The organism is Allobosea vaviloviae (genome assembly GCF_001298265.1).
In the GTDB taxonomy this organism is placed as follows: Bacteria; Pseudomonadota; Alphaproteobacteria; order Rhizobiales; family Beijerinckiaceae; genus Allobosea; species Allobosea vaviloviae_B.
In genome coordinates, this window is record NZ_LGSZ01000052.1 from 75,657 (window position 1) to 100,429 (window position 24,773).

General features: G+C 67.4%; 20 protein-coding genes. 6 read left to right on the forward strand and 14 right to left on the reverse strand.

Features of this window, described 5'->3' with window-relative positions; translation table 11 throughout:
* Window positions 1-34: 34 nt before the first annotated feature.
* On the reverse strand, window positions 35-1,489 hold the full coding sequence (locus tag AE618_RS19640; protein WP_054210777.1) for a methyl-accepting chemotaxis protein: 1,455 nt from the start codon (window positions 1,487-1,489) through the stop codon (window positions 35-37).
* A 274-nt stretch (window positions 1,490-1,763) separates the two neighbouring features.
* Between AE618_RS19640 and AE618_RS19645 the strand changes: the two genes are divergently transcribed.
* On the forward strand, window positions 1,764-2,510 hold the full coding sequence (locus AE618_RS19645) for a superoxide dismutase (protein WP_054210778.1): 747 nt from the start codon (window positions 1,764-1,766) through the stop codon (window positions 2,508-2,510).
* Window positions 2,511-2,665: 155 nt separating this feature from the next.
* A complete protein-coding gene (gene mbfA, locus AE618_RS19650) occupies window positions 2,666-3,658 on the forward strand; it encodes an iron exporter MbfA (RefSeq protein ID WP_054210779.1) in 993 nt (330 codons plus the stop codon).
* 112 nt (window positions 3,659-3,770) lie between these two features.
* Here mbfA and AE618_RS19655 read toward each other — a convergent pair whose 3' ends face one another.
* Genes AE618_RS19655 through AE618_RS19670 form a run of 4 tightly spaced genes read right to left on the reverse strand, consistent with a single transcriptional unit; the run spans window position 3,771 to window position 7,691 of the window.
* Window positions 3,771-5,165, reverse strand: coding sequence for an AtzE family amidohydrolase (locus AE618_RS19655; RefSeq protein ID WP_054210780.1), 1,395 nt, complete (start codon window positions 5,163-5,165; stop codon window positions 3,771-3,773).
* A complete protein-coding gene (locus tag AE618_RS19660) occupies window positions 5,162-5,386 on the reverse strand; it encodes a DUF4089 domain-containing protein (protein WP_054210781.1) in 225 nt (74 codons plus the stop codon). Before AE618_RS19660 ends, AE618_RS19655 begins: the two co-directional genes overlap by 4 nt.
* Entirely contained in the window at window positions 5,383-6,984 is a 1,602-nt protein-coding gene (locus AE618_RS19665) for a regulator (RefSeq protein ID WP_156330383.1), read from the reverse strand. The genes AE618_RS19660 and AE618_RS19665 overlap by 4 nt, the downstream gene beginning before the upstream one ends.
* Window positions 6,985-7,004: 20 nt before the next feature.
* Entirely contained in the window at window positions 7,005-7,691 is a 687-nt protein-coding gene (locus tag AE618_RS19670) for a cysteine hydrolase family protein (protein WP_054210891.1), read from the reverse strand.
* A 274-nt stretch (window positions 7,692-7,965) separates the two neighbouring features.
* Between AE618_RS19670 and atzF the strand changes: the two genes are divergently transcribed.
* Entirely contained in the window at window positions 7,966-9,762 is a 1,797-nt protein-coding gene (atzF, locus tag AE618_RS19675) for an allophanate hydrolase (protein ID WP_054210782.1), read from the forward strand.
* Window positions 9,763-9,932: 170 nt separating this feature from the next.
* Here the strand turns inward: atzF and AE618_RS19680 are convergent, their stop codons facing one another.
* The 6 genes from AE618_RS19680 to AE618_RS19705 form a co-directional block, all read right to left on the reverse strand.
* Window positions 9,933-10,613 (reverse strand): GntR family transcriptional regulator, encoded by a 681-nt coding sequence (locus tag AE618_RS19680; RefSeq protein ID WP_248310952.1) that lies wholly within the window; start codon window positions 10,611-10,613, stop codon window positions 9,933-9,935.
* Between the two features lie 97 nt (window positions 10,614-10,710).
* Window positions 10,711-11,091, reverse strand: a complete 381-nt coding sequence (gene hpxZ / locus AE618_RS19685) for an oxalurate catabolism protein HpxZ (RefSeq protein ID WP_054210783.1) — start codon at window positions 11,089-11,091, stop codon at window positions 10,711-10,713.
* A gap of 145 nt (window positions 11,092-11,236) precedes the next feature.
* Window positions 11,237-12,940, reverse strand: a complete 1,704-nt coding sequence (locus tag AE618_RS19690) for a dipeptide ABC transporter ATP-binding protein (protein WP_054210784.1) — start codon at window positions 12,938-12,940, stop codon at window positions 11,237-11,239.
* A gap of 159 nt (window positions 12,941-13,099) precedes the next feature.
* Window positions 13,100-13,975, reverse strand: a complete 876-nt coding sequence (locus AE618_RS19695; RefSeq protein WP_248310958.1) for an ABC transporter permease — start codon at window positions 13,973-13,975, stop codon at window positions 13,100-13,102.
* A gap of 31 nt (window positions 13,976-14,006) precedes the next feature.
* On the reverse strand, window positions 14,007-15,020 hold the full coding sequence (locus tag AE618_RS19700; RefSeq protein ID WP_054210785.1) for an ABC transporter permease: 1,014 nt from the start codon (window positions 15,018-15,020) through the stop codon (window positions 14,007-14,009).
* 121 nt (window positions 15,021-15,141) lie between these two features.
* The gene (locus tag AE618_RS19705; protein ID WP_054210786.1) at window positions 15,142-16,728 is read right to left on the reverse strand and encodes an ABC transporter substrate-binding protein; all 1,587 of its coding nucleotides are present in this window, start codon (window positions 16,726-16,728) and stop codon (window positions 15,142-15,144) included.
* 318 nt (window positions 16,729-17,046) lie between these two features.
* Here AE618_RS19705 and AE618_RS19710 point away from each other — a divergent pair, with 318 nt between their 5' ends.
* The 3 genes from AE618_RS19710 (at window position 17,047) to AE618_RS19720 (ending at window position 22,073) form a co-directional block, all read left to right on the forward strand.
* Window positions 17,047-17,958 carry a LysR family transcriptional regulator gene (locus tag AE618_RS19710; protein WP_054210894.1) on the forward strand — a complete coding sequence of 304 codons (912 nt, stop codon included), beginning with the start codon at window positions 17,047-17,049 and terminating at the stop codon, window positions 17,956-17,958.
* A 90-nt stretch (window positions 17,959-18,048) separates the two neighbouring features.
* The gene (locus AE618_RS19715; RefSeq protein ID WP_156330384.1) at window positions 18,049-20,100 is read left to right on the forward strand and encodes a hydantoinase/oxoprolinase family protein; all 2,052 of its coding nucleotides are present in this window, start codon (window positions 18,049-18,051) and stop codon (window positions 20,098-20,100) included.
* 2 nt (window positions 20,101-20,102) lie between these two features.
* Window positions 20,103-22,073, forward strand: coding sequence for a hydantoinase B/oxoprolinase family protein (locus AE618_RS19720; protein ID WP_054210788.1), 1,971 nt, complete (start codon window positions 20,103-20,105; stop codon window positions 22,071-22,073).
* Between the two features lie 112 nt (window positions 22,074-22,185).
* Here AE618_RS19720 and AE618_RS19725 read toward each other — a convergent pair whose 3' ends face one another.
* From AE618_RS19725 to AE618_RS19735, 3 genes are all read right to left on the reverse strand, one after another.
* Window positions 22,186-22,914: an MOSC domain-containing protein gene (locus tag AE618_RS19725; protein WP_054210789.1), complete on the reverse strand. Its 729-nt coding sequence runs from the start codon at window positions 22,912-22,914 to the stop codon at window positions 22,186-22,188.
* Window positions 22,911-23,735, reverse strand: a complete 825-nt coding sequence (locus AE618_RS19730) for an ABC transporter permease (RefSeq protein ID WP_054210895.1) — start codon at window positions 23,733-23,735, stop codon at window positions 22,911-22,913. Before AE618_RS19730 ends, AE618_RS19725 begins: the two co-directional genes overlap by 4 nt.
* Before the next feature lie 62 nt (window positions 23,736-23,797).
* Window positions 23,798-24,754 carry an ABC transporter permease gene (locus AE618_RS19735; RefSeq protein ID WP_054210790.1) on the reverse strand — a complete coding sequence of 319 codons (957 nt, stop codon included), beginning with the start codon at window positions 24,752-24,754 and terminating at the stop codon, window positions 23,798-23,800.
* Window positions 24,755-24,773 lie beyond the last annotated feature (19 nt).

Below are 24,773 nucleotides of genomic sequence, written 5' to 3' on the forward strand. Positions count from 1 at the left end.
ATCGTCCGCCCGGCCCCCCTGGACGGGACCTGTCCTAGACGTTGAGGCCGAAGCGGAAGCCGCCCCAATGCCGGCCCCTGACCATGATCGGCGCCGAGAGGTCCTCCATCACGAGATACTGGCCACCGCCCATGTCGCGGCGATAGGTCTGCAGCAGAAACGGCTTGCGATTGCGGGCTGTCGCGAGCCCGGTCCTGTCGTCGAAGATCCGCCTGTTGCGGCAATTGGCGTTGTTCCAGACCGGGTCGGGACCCTGTGGCTGGGAATATTTGCGATTATGCGTCGGCAGGAAGCCGTTGCGGTCCACTGCCGCGCAGAACACGATCCGGCGGTTGGACGTCAACAGCGCCTCCTGGATCGGCGGCAGCACACGGTCGCACAGGGCCACGAAGCGCGTCATGTATTGCACGGGATCGCTGCCTGCGATCGGCCGGTAAGCCTCGTCGAAGAGATCGGCCTGACTGATTTCACCGCGATCCAGTGCCTGTTCGAACAATGCGCCGATGGTGGCGGCTGTTTCCATCGCCGTGGCGATCAACTCCGATTGCGCGGTCCTGACCCCCGAGGCGGCGATCGCGCCGAGGATGCCCTCGCTGATCGAGACCAGCGCATCGGCGCGCTGGGCCGCCTTGTCGAGATCCTCGCTCGAGTGGTCGACACCGTCGACGAGCGCCCGCAGATCCTCGCTGACCTTGGCGAAGGCGATGGCGTTCTCCCGCGTCGGGTTCGAGATGGCATCGATGTCGCCAATCAGCCCGACGACCGAGCGGCCGAAACTGTCGAGTTCGCCCAGCTGGTGCGAGATATTCTGGCTCTCGTCGCTGGCGCGCCGCGCCGTCGAGACGTTCTCGTCGCTCTTGGCCGCCAGCAGATCGACCGACTTGACCAGGGAATCCAGCTGCTTGGCGCTCATCGCCGTCGCCTCGCGAGTCTGCTCGGCGAGATGCTTGACCGCTGCGGCGATCACGGCGAAGCCCCGCCCCGCCGCCCCGCTGCGCGCCGCCTCGACACCGGCATTGATCGACAGGAGCTGGATCTCGCGGGTGATCGCCTGGATGGCATCGCTCGAAGCTCTGACCATATGGGCGTCGGCGACCGCCTGCGACAGCGCCTGCGACATCGACTGGGCGCCCTGCGACAACGCCTCGATATCGGCCTGGGCCGCATTCAGGCCGAGCTTGACGGCTCCGGTGACGCGCTCGAGACCGCCGCGGACGACGGAGGCCGTCGTCTGCGCGCCCTCCGCGGCCTGCTGGATCGCCCGATTGGCGCGCGAGACCTGATCGACGGCCGTCACGACACGGTGAAGTCCGTCGGTCTGCCCCTCGAGCTGCCGGGTCACATCGCCGATGCGGCCGGAGATGTCGGTGATTTCCACCCCGAGCTTGCCGAAACGTTCGGCGATGTCGCGCACGGCGCGTTCGGCCGCAGCCTCGGTCGGCATGTCCTCATTGGCCGGCTCAGGGGCCTTCAGCGCGAGCGCATGCATGGTCGGCAGGTCCTTTTCGGGCCTCGATGATCCAGCCTGAGCTTAGCGAAACGCGGTAAATTGACTGTTAATGCAACTTTCAGGGGTATTGTTCGCCGTCGCAGGTTGACATCATCTGGCTGATACGGGCGCCCCGAGCCGATGACGAGACAAGACCGCGTCGGTCGTGGGGAACCGCCGCGCTCCGGAAACCGTATAGTATTGCATCCGCGGACGTCGCTCCCGCATAACGTTGGGGCAAGGTCGAAGCCGACACCGCTCTTGGAGGATCACCATGATCACGACGAATTCGCTCTCCCGCCGCTCGCTGCTCGGGATCGGCACCGCCGCCATCGCCGTCGCGGCCGCCCCGAAAGTCTGGGCGCAGGCCACGGCCCCTGCCGCCCCCAGCGGCCCATTCTCCCTGCCCAAGCGGGCCTATGAGGCTGCGGCGCTGGAACCGCATATCGATGCGACCACGATGGACATCCATTACAGCCGCCATCACGCCGCCTTCGTCACCGGTCTCAACAACGCCGCCAAGGACCATGGTGTGCTGGCGACCAAGCCGATCAACGAACTCCTCGGCGATATCACGGCCCTGCCCGAAGCCGTGCGCGTCGCGGTTCGCAATGCCGGCGGTGGCCACGCCAACCACAGTATGTTCTGGGAGATCATGGGCCCCGGCGCCGGCGGCGCCCCGACCGGCGACGTCGCGGCCGCGATCACCAAGGATCTCGGCGGCTTCGACAAGTTCAAGACGGATTTCGAGGCTGCCGGCCTGCGCGTCTTTGGCTCGGGCTGGGTCTTCGTCACCGTCGACAAGGCCGGCAAGCTCGCCTTGCTCAGCAAGCCCAACCAGGACAGCCCGCTGATGGACAAGCACATGGTCCTGATGGGCAACGACGTCTGGGAGCACGCCTATTACCTGAAGTACCAGAACCGCCGCGCCGACTACCTCAAGGGCTGGTGGAACGTGGTCAACTGGGCCAAGGTCAACGAGCGCTACGCCGCCGCCAAGGCCGGCAAGCTGACCGTCTGACACGCCCGCATTCGGTTTTCACTCATCATGCCCGGCCTCGAGCCGGGCATTTTCGTTTCGAGCGCCGCGATTGCATGGCGCCCCGATGGGCGACGCCATTGCGAAGACGCAACCGCCGGCTTAGTTTAGAAGAATTCTAAATGCGAGGCTCGACCATGCTCTCCCGCTTCTCCCTTCCCGGCTTCGGCGGCAAGCGCCGCTTCGACACGCTTTCCGAGAAGGAGATCCTTGCCCTCGCGATCTCGTCCGAGGAGGAAGACGGTCGGATCTATGCGATCTATGCGCAGAAACTGCGCGCCGCCTATCCCGCTTCGGCCGCGATCTTCGACGGCATGGCGCAGGAGGAGGATGGCCACCGCCAGCGCCTGCTGGCGCTCCACCGGCAACGCTTCGGCGATGTCGTCCTGCCGATCCGGCGCGAGCACGTCGCCGATTTCTACGCCCGCAAGCCGGTCTGGCTGGTCGAAAATCTCGGTCTCGATCAGATCCGCGCAGAGGCTGAGGACATGGAACGGCAGGCGCGCGATTTCTACGTCGCCGCCGCCGGCCGCTCGACCGATGTCGATACGCGCGAGCTCCTTGGCGCGCTCGCGGCCGCCGAAGCCGGGCACGAGGCGAAGGCGCAGTCCCTGACCGCCGAGCACCTCGATGGCCAGACGCGCGACGACGAGGATCTCGCCGCCAAGCGTCAGTTCGTCCTGACCTGGGTCCAGCCGGGCCTTGCCGGCTTGATGGACGGCTCGGTCTCGACGCTGGCGCCGATCTTCGCCACCGCCTTCGCGACACAGGACCCGCGCACGACCTTCCTGATCGGCCTCTCGGCCTCGGTCGGCGCCGGCATCTCGATGGGCTTCACCGAGGCCGCCCATGACGACGGCAAGCTGTCTGGCCGCGGCGCACCCTGGAAGCGCGGCCTGGCCTCGGGCGTGATGACGGCGCTCGGCGGGCTCGGCCACGCTTTGCCCTATCTCATCCCGCATTTTTGGACCGCCACGACGGTGGCGCTGATCGTCGTCTTCGTCGAACTCTGGGCCATCGTCTGGATTCAGAACCGCTACATGGAGACGCCGTTCCTGCGCGCCGCCTTCCAGATCGTGCTGGGCGGCGGGCTGGTGCTGGCGGCGGGGATATTGATCGGGGGGGCGTAGGCGGAAGGCGCACGTCATGCTCGGGCTTGACCCGAGCATCTCTCACGATGAGTGGCGCCCCTTTCTGCTGGAGATTCTCGGGTCCGAGCAAGCGCGGCCCGAGAATGACGAGCTAGCCGAGCACCGGCGCCCTCGCCTCGCACACACCGGCCTGCTGGAGCGCGAACGCCGCGCGCAGGCACAAATCCTCGCGCCAGGGTGCAGCGATGATCTGCACGCCAATCGGCAAACCCGTTCCGAACACCGGCACCGCCGCAACGGGCAGGCCGATGCAGGAGATGGGCTGGGTGAACAAGCCGAGATTGGGCCGCAGCGGCACGGTCTCGCCGCGCAGCTCCAGCGTCTTCTGGCCGACGAACGGCGCAGGGCACGGCGTCGCCGGCGCGATGATCAGGTCGACGCCCTCGAACACCCGCATCATCTCGTCATGGAACCAGCGCCGCGCCCGCTGCGCCTGGACATACCACGCAGCCGGCAGCATCGCCCCGGCGAGGAAACGGTCGCGCGTCTCGGGGTCGAAATCGTCGGCCCGCTGGCGCAGCCGCTCGAGATGGAAGGCCGCGCTCTCGCTGTTGGTGATCAGGAAGGCGGCAGCGCGGGCGATGCCGGCGCCTTCGAGATCGAGCGTCCGCGTCGCGCCGAGACCTTGCGCGACCGCCGCCACGGCCGCTTGCGCCTCAGGCATGCCATCGGTCGAAAAATAGCCGCCCGCCACGGCGATCCTCAGCCCGTCCGTCCCTTGCGATAGCGAGGGCAGCACCGGCTCCGCAGGCCTTTGCGTACAGGCAGGGTCATGGGCATCGCCTCCCTGCATCAGATCATAGGCCATCGCCAGATCGGTGACGTCGCGCGCGAAGGGGCCGAGATGGTCGAGCGAATCGCAGAACGGGAAGCTGCGCGTGCGTGGCAGCCGGCCATAGGTTGGCTTCAGCCCGAAGATGCCGCAGAGCGAACTCGGCACCCGGATCGAGCCGTTGGTGTCGGAGCCGAGCGACAGCGGCGCCAGCCCGGCCGCCGTCGCGGAGCCGGAGCCGGAGGACGAGCCGCCCGCCATTCGCGCGGAATCATGCGGGTTGCGGCAGGGGCCGTCATGGGCATTCTCGCCGGTGAAGTCATAGGCGTATTCGCCCATGTTCAGCCCGCCGAGCAGCACCGCCCCGGCCGCCGTTAGACGCTCGATCAGGACCGCATCGCGCGCGGCCGGAGCCCGCTCGCGATTGATCTTCGAGCCCGCCTTGGTCGGCAGGCCCGCGATGTCGAACAGGTTCTTAGCCGCGAAGGGCACGCCCGCGAGAGGCCCGAGCATCTTGCCCGCCGCGCGCGCCGTGTCGATGCCGCGCGCCTGCTCCAGCGCGCGCTGCGCCGTAACGTCGGTGAAGGCATTGACCACCGAATTGACGCGCGCGATGCGGGCAAGGAAGATCTCGGCCACAGTCTCCGCCGTGACCTCGCCATCCCTGACCTGCGCCGCGATCTTGTGGGCCGGCGCAAAGACGTCGATGCTCACGAGGCCTGCTCCACGGCGCCCGGCCGGAAGGCCGGTGCGAGTTCGAGCGAGGCCGGATCGAGCGGCGCGGCGAGAACGACCTTCGACATACTGTGCGCGATGGCGAGGAACTGGAGGACCATCGGCCGCTGCTCGTCGGTGATCGTCAGGCCAAGGCTCGGCGCCATCGCGTCGAGATGGCGGACGGCGTCGAAGTCGCCCACCGGGTTTATCTTGCTCATTCGGCCGGCTCCAGCTTGGCATGCGGCTCGGTCGTCATCGTCTTGATGGTGGTCTCTGCCGCCAGAGACGTTGCGCAATAATAGAGGAAGCCGGCGACCATCGCGTAGGCGAGGCTGATCGACGGCGTCACGCCGAGCCCCTTGCCGATGCCGATCGCCTCGCCATGCATCAGCCCGAAATAGGTTAGTACGGCACCGGCCGCGGCGAATGCCGCCGCTTGCATGAACTGCTTTTCGATGACGAAGACGGCGATGGCGCCGAGCACGAGCCCCGACAGGATCGCTCCGCCCCCCATCAGTTCGAGCCCGTGATAGAGCACGCCCATATTGGCCATCTTGTCGATGCCGACTGCCGCGGCATTGGTGCCGGCCGCCCCGAGCGCACCGTCGATCAGAACCTTGGCCCAGGCAGCGAGATGCGGCGTGATCGCCAGCACGATCGCCGGAGCATGGCTGGTCGGCGTGGTCTGGAAGGCCTGCGCCCCGATCAGCATACCGATATAGAGCAGGATCGGCGAAATCGCGACGATCGGGATCAGCGCCAGCAGCAGCGCGATGATGCCGAACCAGCAGAGCACGACCACGATCAGGCCAGTCGCCGCCGAATAGCCGATGCGCCCGCCCATCGCCTTCCAGCCGGGATGACCGATATAGACTGCGTTGATGAAGGGGTTGCCCATCAGGCAGCCGATCAGCGACACGACGCCGTCGGCGGTAAGCACCCGCGTCGTCGGATAATGGTCTCCGGCGGCCTCGGCGCTCTCGACATTGTCCATCGCCTCGACGAGGTCGTAGATGCCGAACGGGATAGCCGTGACCAGGATGATGCCGAGATAGGAAAAGCCCGAGAAGACGTGGTCGACCGCCGGCACAGGCAGCGAGAAGCCGAAGGTCGAGAAGGCCGCGCCGAGCTTGGCCAGCGACATCCCGCCGACATCGAGCCCGAGCAGCGTCGAACCCCATGCGATGACCATGCCGAAGCCGATCGCCACCAGCCCGGCCGGGATGCCCTTGGGATAGCGGATCCCGCCGAACCAGCTCACCAGGATGATCGCGAGGCAGGTCAAGCCGATCGCCGGGGTCAGGAAGATTTCCAGCGCCGGCCGCATCGAGATGAAGGCGATCGAGACGCCCGCCAGCGTGCCGAGCAGGGCGGCGCGCGGCGTGATCTTGCGGATGTACGGCGCGATGAAGCCGCCGAGCATCAGGATGAAACTCTGGAAGAACACCCAGACGAGGCCGGCCTCCCAGCCCTTGATCGGATCGCCGGTCATGCCAGCGATCGGCAGCATGATGACGAAGGTGACGACGAACATGTGCGGCACGCTGATGCCCGACGGCAGGGCGCAGACATCGTCGCGTCCGGTCGCCTTGGCGAGCTTCCAGGCCAGCCAGGCATAGTAGCCGGTCGAGAGCAGCATCATCAGCCCGAGCGCCGGCAGGATGCGCCCGAAGACGATGGCGGGCGGCATCTTCAGCACGAATTGCAGCAGCCCGGTCAGCACCAGCAGGTTGACCAGGATGTTCGTGCCGAAACCGAACAGGGCGTTCCAGTCGCCCGGCGTCCAGAGTTTCGGTGAGGTCGTCGTCGTCGCCATATCCCCCTCCTCTGCTGCGTTCAGGCTGCGCGCTGGTTTGCCGCGAGCGCCGCCAGCACCTCTTCCGTCGTCGAGACCCAGCCGAAGATCCCGCCCTGGGCCGCGATCATGCGTAAGCCCACCTCGTGGAACTCGGCGAAATAGGAGGCGCAGGCGTCGCCGAGCACGAGGCAGCGATAGCCCCGGTCGTTGGCCTCCCGCACCGTGGTGTGGACGCAGACCTCGGTCGTCACGCCCGTCACCATCAGCGTCTCGATGCCGCGGTTGCGCAGCATCAGGTCGAGATCGGTCTGGTAGAAGGCGCCCTTGCCGGGTTTGTCGATCACCGGCTCGTCGGGCAGGGGCGCGAGCGCCGGAATGATGTCGTGCCCGGCCTCGCCCCGGATCAGGATGCGACCCATCGGCCCGCACGCACCGATGCGCTTGTCGGCGGGGCCGCGCTCGACCTTGGCCGGCGGCGCGTCCGACAGGTCCGGACGGTGCCCCTCGCGGGTGTGGATCACCAGCATGCCGGCCGCGCGCGCGCCAGTCAGGATGGCACGGCAGGGCTCGACGGCAGCCACCAGCCGCGAGACGTCGTTGCCGAGCGCCGCGCCGAAGCCGCCGGGCTCGAGGAAGTCGCGCTGCATGTCGATGATCACCAGCGCCGTGCGGGCGAAATCGACGCTCAGCGGAGACGGATTGGCAGGAATCTCGAAGCGGCTCACGGCCTGGCGCCTCCGATCGCGGTCGAACGGAACGGGCTTTGCAAGGGCTGTGCCTGAGATCGAGTCGCGCGGCATTCGCGGAATCAGCCTCTCAGGAACCAGGCCCAGGACGTTGAGATCACGATGAAATCGTCTGGAACTGAAATCTCAGCCTCGAACCGCCGAGCGGCTAGATCCAGCGCTACAGGCCGATGCTCGATTGGCATTGCATAATCTTTGTATGCATGATGAAGAAATTTGCCCAATTCATGGGCTAGCTTAAGAGAGGGCCGTCGTGCCGACGCTGACCAGACTTCTCGCCGACCATCTGGACGGCACCGCGACGATCCCGCAGACCATCGCGGCGGCTTACGCCCGCCATCGTAGCCACGGCGACGACGCGATCTTCATCACGCTGCGGCCGGAAGCCGAGGTGCTGGCGGAGGCCGAAATCCTGCAGGCGGAAGGCCCGAAAGGCCGCCGGCTCTGGGGCATCCCCATCGCGGTGAAGGACAATATCGATGTCGCCGGCCTGGCCACGACGGCCGCCTGCCCGGCCTTCGCCTATCAGCCCGCGCAAGACGCCAGCGTCGTCGCCAGGCTGCGGGCGGCCGGCGCAATCATCATCGGCAAGACCAATCTCGACCAGTTCGCCACTGGGTTGAACGGCACGCGCTCGCCCTATGGCGTGCCGCTGAACACGCTGCGCGCCGACCTCGTGCCGGGCGGATCGAGTTCCGGCTCGGCCAGCGCGGTCGCCGCCGGCATCGTGCCGGTGTCGCTCGGCACCGATACGGCGGGCTCGGGCCGCGTGCCGGCCGGCTTGCAGAACCTCGTCGGCCTCAAGCCCAGCCTCGGGCTCGTCCCAACTGCCGGCGTCGTCCCCGCCTGTCGCACGCTCGACTGCGTCTCCGTGTTCGCGCTGACGGTCGAGGATGCCTGGGCGGTTCTCGACGTCGTCGCCGGCCCCGACGCCACGGACGCCTTCTCGCGCCCGGTTCCCCTCGGCCATCCCGGCGCCGTGCCGCCCACGATCCGCATCGCCGTGCCGCGTCCGGAAAACCTCGACGTCGCCGGGGATGCCGGTGCCGCGGCGAGCTTCGCGCTGGCTGTCGAGCGCGCCAGGGCGCTGGGTGCGCAGATCGTGCCGCTCGACATGACACCGCTCTACGAGACCGCGCGGCTGCTCTATGAAGGCCCCTGGGTGGCCGAGCGCTACCTCGCGATCCAGGATCTGCTCGCCCGCGATCCCGACGCGATCCTGCCTGTCATCCGCCAGGTCATCGCCGGCAAGCCGCTGCCCGACGCGGCCGCGACCTTCGCGGCGCGCTATCGCGTCGCCGAACTGGCGCTGGCTGCGAAGGCCGCCTTGAAGGGCATCGATGCGCTGATGGTGCCCACCGCACCGCGCCCGGTGACGCTGGCGGAGATGGCGGCAGACCCGATCGGCATGAACTCGCTGCTGGGCCGCTACACCAATTTCGTCAACCTGCTCGACATGTGCGCGCTCGCCATCCCCGTGAGCCTGGCGGCGGACGGCACGGCGGCCGGCATCACGCTGATCGCGCCGGCAGGCCACGACGCCGTGCTCGCCGGCCTCGGCGCGGCGCTACATGCCGCCGCCGGCCTGCCGCTCGGCGCAACCGACCTGCCCTATCCGACGCCCGGCACGTTGCCGGTCAGGGCGGCGCCTGATGCCATCGAGATCGCCGTCGTCGGCGCGCATCTCTCCGGCATGCCACTGAACGGCGAACTGACCCGCCTGGGCGCGACCTTCCTGCGCGCTACCACGACGACGCCGGATTACCGCCTCTTCGCCCTGCCCGGCGGCCCGCCCGCGCGTCCCGGCCTGATCCGGGTCGGAAGCGGCGGCGCGACGATCGAACTCGAAGTCTGGTCCCTGCCACCGGAGGGCTTCGGGCGCTTCGTCGCCGGCATCCCCGCCCCGCTCGGCATCGGCACGCTGACGCTGGCCGACGGCACCAAGGTCAAGGGCTTCCTCTGCGAGACGATTGCGACGGAAGGCGCGCGCGACGTCACGGAGTTCGGCGGCTGGCGGGCGTTTGTCGCCGCACAGGCGAAGACGGCTTGACCATCTGACGCGATGCCATTTTCGCCCCCCTCGGCGTCATCCCGGACAAGCGGCACAGCCGCGCAGATCCGAGATCCATGCTGGAGCGGGTCAGGAATGGATCCCGGGTCTCGGCTTCGCCTCGCCCGGGATGACGGCACGCCGAATTGGACCAGCCAGGGGCACTCCCCTCACCGCATCTCGGCATAGCTCCGGAACGCATCCCTGACGATGCCGATATGGGCGCGCATCGCCTCGGTAGCGCCCTGCTGGTCGCCCCGCAGGATTGCCTTAACGATCAGGTCATGCTCCTGATAGGAGCCGCCGAGCCGGCCCGTCGCACGAAACTGCGCCCGGCGGAAGGGCGCGACGCGGGTGCGGGTCATCAGGGTCAGCTCCGCCAGATAGCCGTTATGCGAGCCTGAGTAGATCGCGGCGTGGAAGGCCTCGTTCTTCTCGTGATAGCGGGTCGGATTGCCCTCATGAACCAGCAGCCTGAGGTCGTCGTGCAGGGCCTCGAGCCCGCGCCGGTCCGCCACCGTCATGTTGCGCGCGGCCATCCCGGCACAGAGAGCTTCCAATTCCGCCATCGCCTCGAACATGTCGTTCAGCTGGGCGGGCGTCGGCAGCGCGACGACCGCACCGCGATGCGGCCGCACGCTCACCAGCCCCGACGCCGAAAGCTGGCGGATCGCCTCGCGCACCGGGGTCCGCGACACGCCGAAGCGCGCGGCAAGCTCCTGCTCGTCGAGCGGCGTGCCGGGAGCGAGCACACCGGAGACGATCTCGTCGGCGATCTGCAAGCGCAGGGTCTCGGTTCGCGTCCGAGGCGCCGCGACTGGCTTCCTGGCAGTGGCGGCGTGGCGCTGCATGGGCTCAAGAGTCATCGGGCAGGAGATTTGTCGAGGCAGGAGATGTGCCGTCGCCTTGATAGCAGGCTGCGGCGGCAGGATCATCGGGTCCGCACGATCATTCCGCGATCGCACTGACATGGGCGGCGACAACCCGCCAGCCTTCCGGGAACTTCACCCAGGTCTGGCTCTGGCGGCCAACCTTGCCGGCCATGCTCTCGCGCCGAAACAGCGTGTTGGCGGTGGCAAACGCGTCGCCATAGGTGGTGATGACCGTGCGCTCGATCGTGCGCAGCAGCCCCACAGGCGAGCGCGCCGAGCGAAAGGCCGCGATCTCGCCGAAGCCGTAGAGGTTCTCGCCCATGCCGTAGCGGATCGTCTCGGGCGCGTCCTTGAACGAGGCATCCAGCATCGCGACGTCGTTTTCGTTGAGCGCCTTCTCATAGGCCATGAAGGCGGCCTCGACTTCGGCGATGACGGCGGGGTCGTTGATTGTCATGGGAGTTTCTCGACTTCGTTCTTCATTGAACCGCGGCGTCATTCTCGGGCGGAGCAAAGCGCAGACCCGAGAATCTCTGGCAGGAGATGCTCGGGTCAAGCCCGAGCATGACGCGCCAACCCATGCCCGCGAACGACATACACATTCACAGCGGCGGGTGCGGAATCGCCGTCAGCAGCTCCTTGGTATAGTCCGCCTGCGGGTTGCCGAGCACCTCCTCGGCCGTGCCCTGCTCGACGATCGCGCCCGTCTTCATCACGATCACCCGGTCGCAGAGCAGGCGCACCACGTTGAGATCATGCGAGACGAAGAGGTAGCTCATCCCGAGCCGGCCCTTCAGCTCCTCCAGCAGGTTGAGCACGACAGCCTGGACCGACACGTCGAGCGCCGCCGTCGGCTCGTCGAGGATGACGAGGTCCGGCTCGAGCGCGATGGCGCGGGCGATGCCGACGCGCGCCTTCTGCCCGCCCGAGAGCTGGTGCGGAAAGCGATCGATCAGCTCGACCGGCAGGCCGACCAGCCGCGCCAGCTCTTCACAGCGCGCCCGCAGCGCATCGCGGCCGCTGATCGTGCCCATCCGCATGATCGGGTCGGCGATGGCGCGCTCGGCGGTGAAGCGCGGATTGAGGCTGTCGGTCGGGTCCTGGAACACCATCTGGATGCGCCGGCGATGCGGCGAAGCCGCGAACTGCTTGGCGGGGATCGCTCCGATATCGGTGCCGTCGAAGATGATTCTGCCGCCTGTCGGATCGATCAGCCGGGTGATCATCATCGACGTCGTTGATTTTCCGCAGCCGGATTCGCCGACGAGCCCGAGCGTCTCGCCCTTCGCCACGGTGAAGCTGATGCCGTCGACCGCGCGGAAGGCCGGTTTCGGCTCCTCCGCCTTGCCCATCAGCTTGGCCAGGAAGGAACCTGTCTCGGGACGCGGATACTCCTTCACCAGGTTCTCGACCCGCATCAGCGGCTCGGCACCCGCGACCGGGGCCGGGCGCGGCGCGGCAGCCTGCGCGGGGGGCCCCTTGGCCGCATCCGGCAGGAGATCGGCGAGCGACATGCCGATGCGCGGCGTCGCCTGCATCAGCTTGCGGGTATAGGGGTGCTGCGGATTGCGGAAGATCTCTCCCGCCGGAGCCGTCTCGACGACGACGCCCTTCTCCATCACCACGACCTTGTCGCAATAGGCGGCAGCGAGCCCGAGATCATGGGTGATCAGGATGGTCGACATCCCGCGCTCGCGGGTCAGCTCGACGATCAAATCCATCACCGCCTTCTGGGTGGTGACGTCGAGACCCGTCGTCGGCTCGTCGGCGATCAGGAGCTGCGGCTGGCAGGCGAGCGCGAGCGCGATCACGACGCGCTGGCACATCCCGCCCGAGAGCTCGAACGGGTAGGCGTCGTAGCGCTCCTCCGGCCGGGCGATCTTGACTTTGGTCAGCGCCTCGATCGCCTTCTCGCGTGCGGTCGCCCGCGTCGCCTGGACATGCTCGAGCAGCACGTCCTCGATCTGCTTGCCGACCTTGCGGATCGGGTTCAGCGCCGCGCGCGGGTTCTGGAAGATCATCGAGATCTCGCGGCCGCGCAGATCGCGCATCTGCGATTCCGGGGCGTTGACGAGGTCCATGCCCGAGAAAGTGATCGAGCCCTCCGCGACCCTGCCGGCGCGGTCGAGGATCCGCACCACCGCATAGGAGGTGACGGACTTGCCGGAACCGGATTCGCCGACGATCGCGACCGTCTCGCCCTTGCCGACGCTGATGTCGATCGCCTTGACGGCCTTCACCGTGCCGCGACGCGTCGCGAACTCGACGGTGAGGTTCTTGATGTCGAGGAGCGGTGCGGGGATCATGCGATGCCTCCTCTGTCTTTCCGGGACCCGGCAAAGCCGGGAACCCGGAACCCACGACCGGGTGAGCGATTGCGGCGGCGGCACGGGCACTGCCCCTGCCCGTGGGTTCCGGGTTCTCGCTGCGCGAGCCCCGGCATGACAGCGGTGGTTCCGCTCATCTCAATTCCTCCGCTGCGGATCGACGAGATCGCGCACGCCGTCGCCGAGCAGGTTGAAGCAGAACACGGCGGTCATCAGCGCGAGCCCCGGAAAGAAGGCGATCCACCATTCGCCGGAGACGATAAAGCTCGCACCCTCTGCGACCATGATGCCCCATTCCGGTGTCGGCGGGCGCACCCCGAGCCCGATGAAGGACAGGCCGGCCGCATTGAGGATGGCGTAGCCCATGGTCAGCGACATCTGCACCGCCATGATCGGCATGATGTTGGGCACGATCTGCGTCAGCAGCAGCCGCCAGTCGGAATTGCCCGAAAGCCGCGCCGCCTGCACGAAGCCGGCCTCGCGCCGCACATTCGCCTCGGCGCGCGCGACGCGGGCATAGAGCGGGAAATTGATGATCGCGGTCGCGATGACGATGTTGGTCACGCTGTTGCCGAGCGCCGCCACGATGCCCATCGCCAGCACGAACAGCGGGAAGGCCATGATCGTGTCGGCGATGCGCCCGACCAGCTTGTCGACCCAGCCGCCGTAAAAACCGGCCATGACACCCGCCAGGCCGCCCATCGCGAAGACCAGCGCGACGGAGCAGACTGCGATCGCGAAATCGAGCCGCGTCGCCACGATGACCCGGCTGAAGATGTCGCGCCCGAGTTGGTCCGTGCCGAACCAGTGGGCCGCACTCGGACCTTGTAGAGCCGCGTTCGTGTCGCTCGCCAGCGGATCGTAGGGCACCAGCGAAGGACCGAGCACGGCTGCGATCACGATCAGCGCGAACAGCCCGAAGGCCAGTCCCGTCACCGGGTTCTCGGCAACGATGTGGCGGGCATGCGCCAGCAGGCTGGTCGAGGGCGGCGCCTCGAAGCGCAGCGCGGGCATGGGTTCGACCTTGGTCATGTCGTTCACGGCCTCAGCCCTCCAGCCTGACGCGGGGATCGATGACGCCGTAGAGCACGTCGATCATGAGGTTCAGCGCGACATACATCACCGCCATGGTCAGCACGAAACCTTGGATCGGCGCGTAGTCGGAGGCGATCAGCGCCTCGACCGCATAGGAACCGACGCCCGGCCAGGCGAAGACCTTCTCGACCAGCACATTCGCGCCGAGCAGGAAGGAGAACACCATGCCGAGCGTGGTCACCACGGGAAGCATCGCGTTGCGGAAGGCGTAGGTGCCGATGACCTTGCGGCTGGAAAGCCCGCTCGCCCGCGCGGTGCGCACGAAATCGGCGCCGAGCACGGCCAGCATCGAGGCCCGCGTCATGCGCGTGATCGGCGCCAGCGAGAAGATCGCCAGCGTCACCGCGGGCAGGATCAATTGCGCGAAAGCGGCGCGGAAGGTCTCCCCGTCACGGGCGATCAGGGCATCCACGAGGTAGAGCCCCGTGACCCGCGCCGGCTCCGAGGCGAAGACGTCGAGCCGCCCGAGCGGGGCCGGCGACCAGCCGAGCTTGAAATAGAAGACGTAGACGAGCAGCAGTCCGGTGAAGAACACCGGCAGCGAGACGCCGGCCGTCGCCACGACGCGGCAGAGATGGTCGATCCAGGACCCCTGCCTGACGGCTGCGAGCACGCCGAGCGGCAGCGCCACCGCCATGGCGAGGATCAGCCCCGCCAGCGTCAGTTCGGCCGAGGCCGGCAGGCGCGCGGCGAGATCGGCCGTCACCGGCTGACCGGTCGTCAGCGACTGGCCGAGATCGCCCTTCACCAGCGCGGTCACATAGGAGACGAACTGTACCGGCAGGGGCTGGTCGAGGCCGAGCTTGCTGCGGATCTCGATGATCGCCTGCGGCGAGGCGGCCGGGCCGGCGAAATAGGCCGCCGTATCGCCTGGCAGCACCCGCGTCAGCAGGAAGGTCACGATGATGACGCCGATCACCGAGGGGATCGTCGTCATCAGCCGCTGGCCGATCATCTTCAGCATGGCTGGTTCTCCTCCGTGGCGTCGGCCTCGCCGTCATTCTCGGGCGGAGCGGAGCGAAGACCCGAGAATCTCGGGCCGGAGATGCTCGGGTCTGCGCCCGAGCATGACGTTCCGTTCGGTCTCAACCCTTGGTCAGGTAGCGGAAGTCCGGCTCGCGGCAGGGCTGGAACTGATAGCCGCCGATCGACTTCTGCAGCGCGACGTCATGGGTCGGCTGGTTGATCGGCACCATCGGCACCTCGGCGTTGATCAGCTTGATGAAGTCGATGACGTTGGCGTCGTAGGAGGCCTTGTCGGGCGCGAAGCGCGCGGCATCGACGAGCTTGTCCAGCGCCGGGTTCTGATAGGCTGCGATGTTGAAGATCGAATTGTTGCCGTGCATCGTCCAGAACAGGTAGTAATCGGGATAGTCGAGCCAGCCGGCGAAGCGGTTGAGCACCATCGGATTGGTCTTCTTGGCGATCTCGGTGCGGAAATTGGCGCCCGGAACCTTGTTGATCTCGACCGTGATGCCGATCTGGGCCAGCGCCTCCTTCATCAGCACGGCCATGGGCTCGGCGACCGTCGCATTGCCGGCATCGAAGTAGAGCGTCGTCGAGAACGGACCACCGGCCGCGTCGACCAGCGCCTTCGCCTTGGCGACATCGGTGGTGTAGGGGAAAGGCTGCGGCCAGGCGACCTTGGGCGTGGTGCCGCCCGCCATCGAGACGCCGCGCCCGAACAGCGAAGCCTGCAGGATCTTGTCGTATGGCATCACCCAGGCCACGGCCTGGCGCAGGCGGACATCCTTGAACGGGCCGACCTGCGTGTTGAGATAGCAGCCCCAGACGCCATTGGGGATCGGCACGCCAACAACGTTGATCTTGCCGGCGTCGAGCAGGTCCTTGAAGTCCTTCGGCGGCAGCCCGTAGGAGACATCGGCATCCCCGCGCTCGATCAGCGCGCGACGGGTCGAGGGCGAGGCGATGTCGCGCGCGATGATGCGGCGCAGCTGCGGCAGTTTCCCGCAGGCCCAGGCGTCGTTGCGGACATAGATCGTCTCGACGCCGGGCTTCCAGCTCTCGACCTTGTAGGCGCCGGAACCGGCGATGTTGTTCTTCAGATACTCTTTCGCCCATTGGTCCCCGCCGCTATTGGCGATCGCCAACTCGGAATCGAACACGAAGGGAATGGTTACGGCCAGGTTGGGCAGGGTCATCTTGTCCTTGCGGACGAAGTCGATCCGGAAGGTCTTGTCGTCGACGGCGACGAACTGCTCGGGCTTCTCCAGTGAGCCGGCATTCATCTGGGTGGTCGCGAAGCCACCGATCGAGACGGCGCGGTCGAGCGACCACTTCACGTCCTTAGCGGTGACCGTGCGACCCGAATGGAACTTGGCATCGCGCAGTTTGAAGGTGGCGCTCATGCCGTCGGAGGCGACCTGGTAGCTCTCGGCGAGTTCGCCTTCGAGCTCGCCCATCGCGACCTGATGCCCGCCGCCGCCTGGGATCGGAACCGGCTTGAAGCGCAGCAGCCGGTCATAGCAATTGAGCGAGACGCCATTGACCGGCTGTGACGAACCAATTCCCTGCATGTCCAGGCTGTTGGGGCCGTATTCCTGCACGAGCAGCAATGTCTCGTTGCGACTTGGCGCCTGGGCCTGCGCGCTACCCTTCGCCACGAAGGGAGCGGCGAGGCCGGCGGCGATGGCAGTGCGGCGCGTAATCATCGGGGTCTGTCCTTGGTTGGCAGGCGGGTGAAGGAACGGAACATGCCCCTGCCCTAGCAGGGAGCGTGCCAATCCGGTTCGCCTGCAACTTCAATGGTTTTCGCCGCATCCCACCGAGCGACCCGCATCTGGACAGCCCGATTGTATGCAACGCTAGAAATATTGCCTATTTTTCAGGCATATGCGGCCACGCTTCACGAAGGGTCTTAACGCCTCGTTTAGAATGAGGCGCGCGGCCGAAGGCAGCCCTTGCATCCCTGCGAATCTGCCGGTGGAATCGGCGTCGCGCGCAGCGTCGCGGACGAAGGTGGACCGGCGATGCGCGCAAGGCAGATCGAAGTCTTCAGGATGGTGATGCGGCTCGGCACCCTGACCAGCGCGGCCGAGGCGTTGAACGTGTCCCAGCCCGCCCTGAGCCAGATCCTGCTCCACACCGAAGACGAGCTCGGCTTCAAGCTCTTCCTGCGCGTCAAGGGCCGGCTGATCCCCACGCCCGAGGCCGAGGATCTCTACCCCGAGGTCGAGCGGCTGTTCGGCGATCTCGAGGCCCTGCGCCGGCGGGCCGGCGATCTGCGCCATGGCAAGGCCGGCATCGTGCGCCTCGCCGCCTCGGCGCCACCATCGCTGTCGCTCGTGCCCGAGGCGTTGCGCCATTTCCGCGCCGCCCATCCCGACATGCGCATCCTCTCCCATGTCGTGCCGGCCGAGATCGTCATGAGCATGCTGGACGACGGCCAGGCCGGTCTCGGCATCGCGATGACGGATCAGGCCATTCCCGGCATCGAAGCCGAGATCATCGGCCGAACCCGAATCGTCTGCGTGCTGCCATCCGGCCATCGCCTCGCTGGGCAGGATAGGGTTCGCGCCGCCGACCTCGACGGCGAAACGCTGATCTCCTACCGCGCCACCTCCCTGCCCGGACAACTGTTGCGCGAAGCCCTGGCTCGCGAGGGCATCGCCTTCCAGCCCGAGATGGAGATCGACGTCTCGATCATCGCGCTTGCCTTCGTCCAGCAGAAACTCGGCGTCGCCGTGGTCGACGGCCTCCTGCCCTGGCACAGCTTTCCCGGGCTGGTGACACGGCCCTTCCTGCCCGAGGTCTCGCTGCCTTTGTGCCTGCTCACCAGCGCGCGCCGTCCGCTGTCGCGCAGCCACGACCTGCTGCGCGCCCATCTGCGCACCGCCTGCCGGCAACTCGGCCTCGACCAGCCGCATGGCTCACGACCATAAGCCCGACTTATGCGATCAGGGAGCCTTGCTCTTTGACGCCGGCCGCCGCCTGACATGACACTGCGCCGACCTCCCGCACACAGGCGAACCATGAGCTGGCGTATCGGCGTCGACATCGGCGGCACCTTCATCGACTTCTGCGCTCTCGAAACCGGGAGCAACCGCTTCGAGACCATCAAGGTGCTGACCACGCCCGACGAGCCGGGCAAGGAGCTGCTCGACGGGCTCGCACTGCTGCACGAGCGCCATGGCATCGCGCCGGAGGAGGTCGTCTCCTTCGTCCATGGCACGACGGTCGGGATCAACACGATCATCCAGCGCAAGGGCAGCCGGCTCGCCCTGATCACCACGGCCGGCTTCGAGGACGTCATCGAGCTGGCGCGGCTGCGCATGCCCGACATGTATTCGCTGTTCTGCGCAAGGCCGGAGCAGCTCATCCCGCGCGACCGCATCTACGGTGTCCGCCAGCGCCAGTTCGCCAGCGGCGAGGTCGCCGAGCCGCTCGACGAGGGCGGCCTGAAGGCGGTCATCGCCGCGATCCGCGCCAAGGGCGTCGACGGCGTCATCGTCTCCTTCCTGCACGCCTATCGCGACGGCGCCCATGAGGCGCAGGCGAAGGCACTGATCGCGGATCTGGCGCCGGAGCTTTTCGTCTTCACGACCAGCGAGGTCTGGCCGGTCATCCGCGAATACGAGCGCACCACCACCGCGATCCTGAACGGCTATGTCCATCCCCGTGTCGCTGGCTATCTGACCGCGCTGGAAAACGCCCTCGCCTCGCGTGGCGTACCGGCCGGCCCGATGCTGACCAAGTCGAACGGCGGCGTCATGAACCCGCAGACCGGCAAGCGCGCCTGCGTCAACATGCTGCTCTCGGGCACGGCCTCGGGCGTCATCGGCGCGGCTTGGCTCGCCGAGCAGGCCGGCAGCGGCAACATCCTGACGCTCGACATTGGCGGCACCAGCGCCGACCTCGCGCTGATCATCGACGGCGAGCCTCAATTCGGCACCGGCGAGGTCGTTGGCGACTTCCCGCTCTTCCTGCCCTCCGTCTCCGTGACCTCGATCGGCAGCGGCGGCGGCTCGATCGCCTGGGCCGATGATTTCGGCGTGCTCAAGGTCGGCCCCGAAAGCGCCGGCTCGACGCCGGGGCCCGCCTGCTACGGGCGCGGCGGAACCCGCGCCACCGTCACCGACGCAATGGCGGCGAGCGGTTTCCTCGGCCACAGCCCCCTCGCCTACAACCAGATCGGCATGGACCGCGCCCGCGCCGACGCGGTGATCGGGGAGCTCGCAGCGAAAATCGGCCAGACGCCGCAGGCGACCGCCGAGGCGATCATCGCGGTGGCGGTCTCCGAGATGTTCGTCGAGGTCAACAAACTCGTCGCGCGCTACGGCGTCGATCTGCGCGATTTCGCGCTGATGCCGTTCGGTGGCGCCGGCCCGATGCTCGGCTGCTTCCTGGCGCGTGAGCTCGGCATCCCCCGCGTGCTGGTGCCGCGCAGGCCAGGCGTCGTCAGCGCGCTCGGCGGGCTGATCGCCGATCTGAAGGGCGACTTCATCCAGACCGTTTTCGCCGCCGCCGTGCCGGAGTCGCTGCCCGTGCTGCGCGACGCGCTGGCCCGACTGAAGCGCGACGGGCTGTCCTGGATCAGGGACGACCAGACATTCGCCGGCCCCGTGGTCGAAACCCTGACAGCCGATATGCGTTATCACGGCCAGTCCTTCGAGATCGAGGTGCCGCTGTCTGAGGCCTGGCTGACGGAGGGCGACCTTGCTGCCGTCACCGAGGCCTTCCACCGCCAGCATCTGGCGATCTACGACTTCAATGATGTCGAGGCCGAGGTGCAGATCGTCAACCTGCGTCTCGTCGTCAGCGGCGCGACCCCGCGCCCCAACCTCGCCCCGGCAGCGCAGGCGCCGAGTGCGGAAGCGAAGCCGGAACGGATGATCGAGGTCTGGCTCGACGGCGCCAGGCACGAGGTCGCGCTCTATCACCGCGACGCGCTCCGCAACGGCCATCGCTTCGCAGGCCCAGCCGTCGTCGCCCAGCAGGACACGACCGTCTGCATCCCGGAAGGCTTCGAGGCGCAAGTCGACGCCTGGCTCAACCTGCATCTCATCCTGCGTTCGGAGGCCTGAGCATGGTCGACAAGGTCACTTTGCAGGTTCTCGCGAACCATTGCCGGGCGGCGGCCGAGAACATGGCCTACACGCTCTATCGCACCGCCCACTCGACCTTCGTCAAGGAGACCGAGGACTTCACGGTGATGGTGATGGACAGGACAGGCCGCGTCGTCGCCGTGCCGATGGACCTCGGCGCGACCTGGTATCCGGGCATGAACTACAACCGCGCCATCGACCTCGTCGACGAGTACCGGCCGGGCGACATCGCCTTCACCAACGACCCCTATAGCGGCTATCTCGCGACCCACGCCCCCGACACCCATCTCTGGAAGCCGATCTTCCACGAGGGCGAAATCGTCTGCTTCGTCGGTGGCCACGTCCACAACACCGACATGGGCGGCGCGGTGCCGGCCTCGCTTTCGCGCTCGCTCACCGAAATCCATCAAGAAGGCATCCGCTTTCCGCCGATGACGCTGATGCGCGACGGCGCCTTCGACGAGACGGTGCTGGCGATCATGATGATGAACGTCCGCAAGCCCGCCCTCAACATGGGCGACCTCAAGGCGCTGGCCGGCGCCCTCAACACCGGCGAGCGCAAGATCCTGGCGATGGTCAGGAAGTTCGGTGCCAAGGGCTTCATGGACGGCCTCGACGGGCTGATGGACTATGCCGAGCATCAGGCCCGCGAGATCCTGCGCGGGATGCCGGACGGCGAGTATGTCTTCTGCGATTATGCCGACGAGGACGCGGTCGACGGCAACCCCTGCCGGCTCAAGCTGACGCTGACGATCCGGGGCGATGAGGCGATCCTCGACTTCACCGGCTCGGACCCGCAGCTCGGCTCCTCCCTCAACGTGCCAACCGGCTCCGACCCGCGCCACACCCTGCTGCTCGTCGGCGTCTACTACGTGCTCTACACGCTGAACCCGCAGCTCCTGCTCAATTCCGGCCTGACCCGGCCGTTCACCTGCATCGCGCCCGAGGGCACGGTGCTGAATCCGGTCTTCCCGGCGGCGGTGGGCATGCGCAGCCTCACCTGTGCGCGGCTGCGCAGCCTGATCTTCGGCGCCTTCAGCCTCGCGGTTCCCGAGCGGATGCCGGCCGCGCCCGCGGGCTCCTCCTCGATCGTCAACGTCATGACCACCGATGAGCGCACCCATCGCAGCGTCATCGCGGCGATCAACCCGGTCGTCGGCGGCGGCGGCGGCATGCCGCATCGCGACGGCCCCAACGGCTCGGGCGCGGACGCCGCCTATCTCAAGAACACGCCCATCGAGATCACCGAGACGGAGGTGCCGATCCAGTTCGTCCGCTACGGCCTGTTGCCGGATTCAGGCGGCGCCGGACGCTGGCGCGGCGGCCTCGCCACCGTGATGGAGTTCAAGGTCTTCTCACCGAATTCGCGCATCACCGTGCGCAACCGCGACCGCTCGATCTTCCGGCCCTGGGGCACGCTTGGCGGACTCGCCGCCGAACCCGGCAACTTCATCATCAATCCCGGCCGCTCCGAAGAGCGCGTCATGGGCAATACCGATATCGCAATCGCCGAGCCCGGCGACGTCATCCACATCCATTCCCCCGGCGGTGGCGGCAGAGGCCCGGCCTTCGAGCGCGAACCCGAGCGCGTCAGGCTCGATGTCGAGCGCGGCTATGTCGGCGAGCAGGCAGCCAGGGAGCGCTACGGCGTGGTGTTGACCGGCGGCGTGGTCGACGCGGACGCGACGGCCGCCCTGCGCGGGACGATGCGCGCAAAAGCTCACGGTACGCATTTCCATTTCGGCCCGGAGCGCGACGCCTTCGAAGCCGTCTGGCATGCGCGCAACTATGAGGCGCTGACGCGCCTGCTGGCCGCACTGCCCTTGCATTGGCGCTTCTTCGTCAAGACCAAGGTCTTCGCCGCGATGCGCGAGACGCAGAATGGCGGTGAGGTGGGAACAGCCTTCGACGCCGTGCGACGCGGCTATCCGCAGGTGCCGGAGGTCGTCTGAAGCGCACCGTCATTGCGAGCGCAGCGAAGCAATCCAGGAGCCGTCGAGCGAGCCCTGCTGGATTGCTTCGCTGCGCTCGCAATGACGCGGCAAGGCCTCGCAAGCCTGGGCGTTACGACAGGCTCACGCGGTCCCCAGCCCGGATCTCGCCGGGCACCACCACATCGCAATAGATGCCGAAATTGCGCTCGTAGCGTTTCACCACCGTGCGCAGGATCTCGATGTCGAGCGGGATACCCTCCTGCTCGATCGTGATGAAGCCGCAGCGGCCGCAAGGCCTGCTGCCCCTGAGCACCACCTCGCCGATGCGGATCTCCCGTCCGATCCAGCCCTGCTCCGGCATAGCCTCGGCCTCGTCGGGCCAGTCCACGACGAGGTTGGGACGGAAGCGGCGCTCCTCGATGACGCTGCCGGGATGGTCGCGCTCGAGAGACCGCATGCCGGCCGTGGTGATCACGTGGATCGGCGCGTGCTCGTAACGCGGCCGGAATCCCTCTGCGCCGAACGGCCCGAAGGGCTTCAGCACGGGGTTGAATCCGAAGACGCCCGCAAGCTCCCGCAGCATCCGCGGATCGTCCGGCGCAGCCCATCGCGCACCATCGGACGAGACGGCGACGCCATCGCCGGTGAACCGCGCATGCCCTCGCGGCACCTCGATGAAGTGCTTCTCGCGGCCGGGCGAGGCGATCCGCCCCGTCGAGCCGTCGAGCAGCCCCCAGATGCGGTCGCCCTCCACACCGGCCGCGCCGAGCGGCGCCCGCTCCAGCCGCTCCCCGCCCATCGAACTGACCGGATAGCGCCAGAGCGACGAGACCGACCCCGCGAGACCCGTCCGCGTCACGGTTGGTCCATGCGCGGATCGAGTGCATCGCGCAGGCCGTCGCCGACGAAGTTGAAGCTCGTCACCGCCAGCGTGATCGCGGCGCCCGGGATGATCGCGAGCCAGGGCGCGCTGGTGAGATAGCTCTGCGCGTTCTCGAGCATGTTGCCCCAGCTCGGCGTCGGCGGCTGGATGCCGTAGCCGAGGAAGGAGATGTAGCTCTCGGCCAGGATCGCATGGGCGACGTTCAGCGTCGCGGCGACCACGATCGGCGCGATCGCATTGGGCAGCAATTCGCGCACCATGATGCGCAGATTGCTGGAGCCCATGGCCACCGCTGCCTGGGCGAATTCGCGCGTCCGCAGCGAGCGGATCTGCGCCTCGACGACGCGCGCGACCTCCATCCAGGAGGTCATCGCGATCAGCAGCACGATCGACGGCACCGACGGGGAGATCAGGGCCGAGATCGCCAGCAGCAGGAAGATCGAGGGGAAGCACAGCATCGCGTCGACGAAGCGCATCAACGCGGCCCCGATGAAGCCCTCGTAGAAGCCCGCCGCGAGCCCGACCATGATGCCGATGCCCATGGACAGCACCATCGCGCAGAAGCCGACGGCAAGCGAAATCCGGCCTGCCATCAGCAGCCGCGCCAGGACGTCGCGCCCGAGCGGGTCGGTGCCGAGCACATGGGGCCCGCCGAAAGGAGCCGCGAAGCGCTGGCGGATGTCGATGAAGGTATCGCTATAGGGCAAAAGCCACGGTCCGACGACACAGGCCAGCGTCATCAGCAAGATCGTGATCGCGCCGAAGACTGCGAGCTTGTGCCGGCGGAAGCGGCGCATGCCGCGCCCGTTCCAGAAGCCTTCGGGCCGTGCGGACAAGGCGTCGAGCGTTGGGTCCAGGCTCATCGGCCGCTCCTCGCAATACGGGGATCGGCGACGCCATAGAGCAGGTCCGCCAGCAGGCTGCCGAGCAGAACCATCACGGCCGTGAACATCAGGATGCCCATGACGACGGGATAGTCGCGATAGCTGATCGAATCCAAGAAGAGCCGGCCCATTCCTGGCCAGGTGAAGACGGTCTCGGTGACGAGCGCGCCCGAAAGCAGCGAGGGCACATGCAGCCCGGTGATGGTGATCATCGGCAACAGCGCGTTTCGCAGCACATGCGTCATCAGGATGCGACGCTCCGGCACGCCCTTGGCGCGCGCCGTGCGGACGAAGTCCTGGTTGATCACGTCGAGCATCGAGGAGCGCATGTAGCGGCTCCAGACCGCCGTGGAGACCAGCGCCAGCACGATGCACGGCCCGACCAGATGGTGCAGGCGGTTCAGGAAGGAACCGTCGCCGATCGTGAAGCGATTGCCCGAGGGCAGCCAGCCGAGCCCGACCGAGAAGACGTAGATCACCACGAGCCCGAACCAGAAGGTCGGGATCGAGAGCGCGATCATCGTGCCGATCGTCGCCATCGAATCGAAGATCGAATAGCGCTTCACCGCGCCGATGATGCCGATCCAGGCGCCGATCAGCATCGCCAGCAGCGTCGAGGTCAGCATCAGCTCCAGCGTCGGCCCGAGATGGCCGGCGATGATGTGCAGCACGGGCTGCTGGTCGCGATAGGACACGCCCCAATCGCCCGACAGCATGCGCCAGAGCCACTCGGCATATTGCACCGGCAGCGGCCGGTTCAGGCCGAGCTGTTCCGCTATGCGGTCCAGATCGGCCTGGGTCATGTCGCCACCGGCGGCGAATTGCGACATCGGTCCGCCGGGCGCCAGATGCAGGATCGCGAAGCCGATCATCGAGACGATGAGCAGCAGCAGCAGGGCCTGCATCAGGCGCTGCAGAAGAAAGGAACTCATGGCGCGTGCACCCTGGCGG

Coding starts and splice junctions, on each gene's coding strand:
- AE618_RS19640 (WP_054210777.1), bottom strand. CDS start 1,489: ATGCATGCGCTCGCGCTGAAGGCCCCTGAGCCGGCCAATGAGGACATG.
- AE618_RS19645 (WP_054210778.1), top strand. CDS start 1,764: ATGATCACGACGAATTCGCTCTCCCGCCGCTCGCTGCTCGGGATCGGC.
- mbfA (WP_054210779.1), top strand. CDS start 2,666: ATGCTCTCCCGCTTCTCCCTTCCCGGCTTCGGCGGCAAGCGCCGCTTC.
- AE618_RS19660 (WP_054210781.1), bottom strand. CDS start 5,386: ATGAGCAAGATAAACCCGGTGGGCGACTTCGACGCCGTCCGCCATCTC.
- AE618_RS19665 (WP_156330383.1), bottom strand. CDS start 6,984: ATGGCGACGACGACGACCTCACCGAAACTCTGGACGCCGGGCGACTGG.
- AE618_RS19680 (WP_248310952.1), bottom strand. CDS start 10,613: ATGCAGCGCCACGCCGCCACTGCCAGGAAGCCAGTCGCGGCGCCTCGG.
- hpxZ (WP_054210783.1), bottom strand. CDS start 11,091: ATGACAATCAACGACCCCGCCGTCATCGCCGAAGTCGAGGCCGCCTTC.
- AE618_RS19690 (WP_054210784.1), bottom strand. CDS start 12,940: ATGATCCCCGCACCGCTCCTCGACATCAAGAACCTCACCGTCGAGTTC.
- AE618_RS19695 (WP_248310958.1), bottom strand. CDS start 13,975: ATGCCCGCGCTGCGCTTCGAGGCGCCGCCCTCGACCAGCCTGCTGGCG.
- AE618_RS19700 (WP_054210785.1), bottom strand. CDS start 15,020: ATGCTGAAGATGATCGGCCAGCGGCTGATGACGACGATCCCCTCGGTG.
- AE618_RS19705 (WP_054210786.1), bottom strand. CDS start 16,728: ATGATTACGCGCCGCACTGCCATCGCCGCCGGCCTCGCCGCTCCCTTC.
- AE618_RS19710 (WP_054210894.1), top strand. CDS start 17,047: ATGCGCGCAAGGCAGATCGAAGTCTTCAGGATGGTGATGCGGCTCGGC.
- AE618_RS19715 (WP_156330384.1), top strand. CDS start 18,049: ATGAGCTGGCGTATCGGCGTCGACATCGGCGGCACCTTCATCGACTTC.
- AE618_RS19720 (WP_054210788.1), top strand. CDS start 20,103: ATGGTCGACAAGGTCACTTTGCAGGTTCTCGCGAACCATTGCCGGGCG.
- AE618_RS19730 (WP_054210895.1), bottom strand. CDS start 23,735: ATGCGCCGCTTCCGCCGGCACAAGCTCGCAGTCTTCGGCGCGATCACG.
- AE618_RS19735 (WP_054210790.1), bottom strand. CDS start 24,754: ATGAGTTCCTTTCTTCTGCAGCGCCTGATGCAGGCCCTGCTGCTGCTG.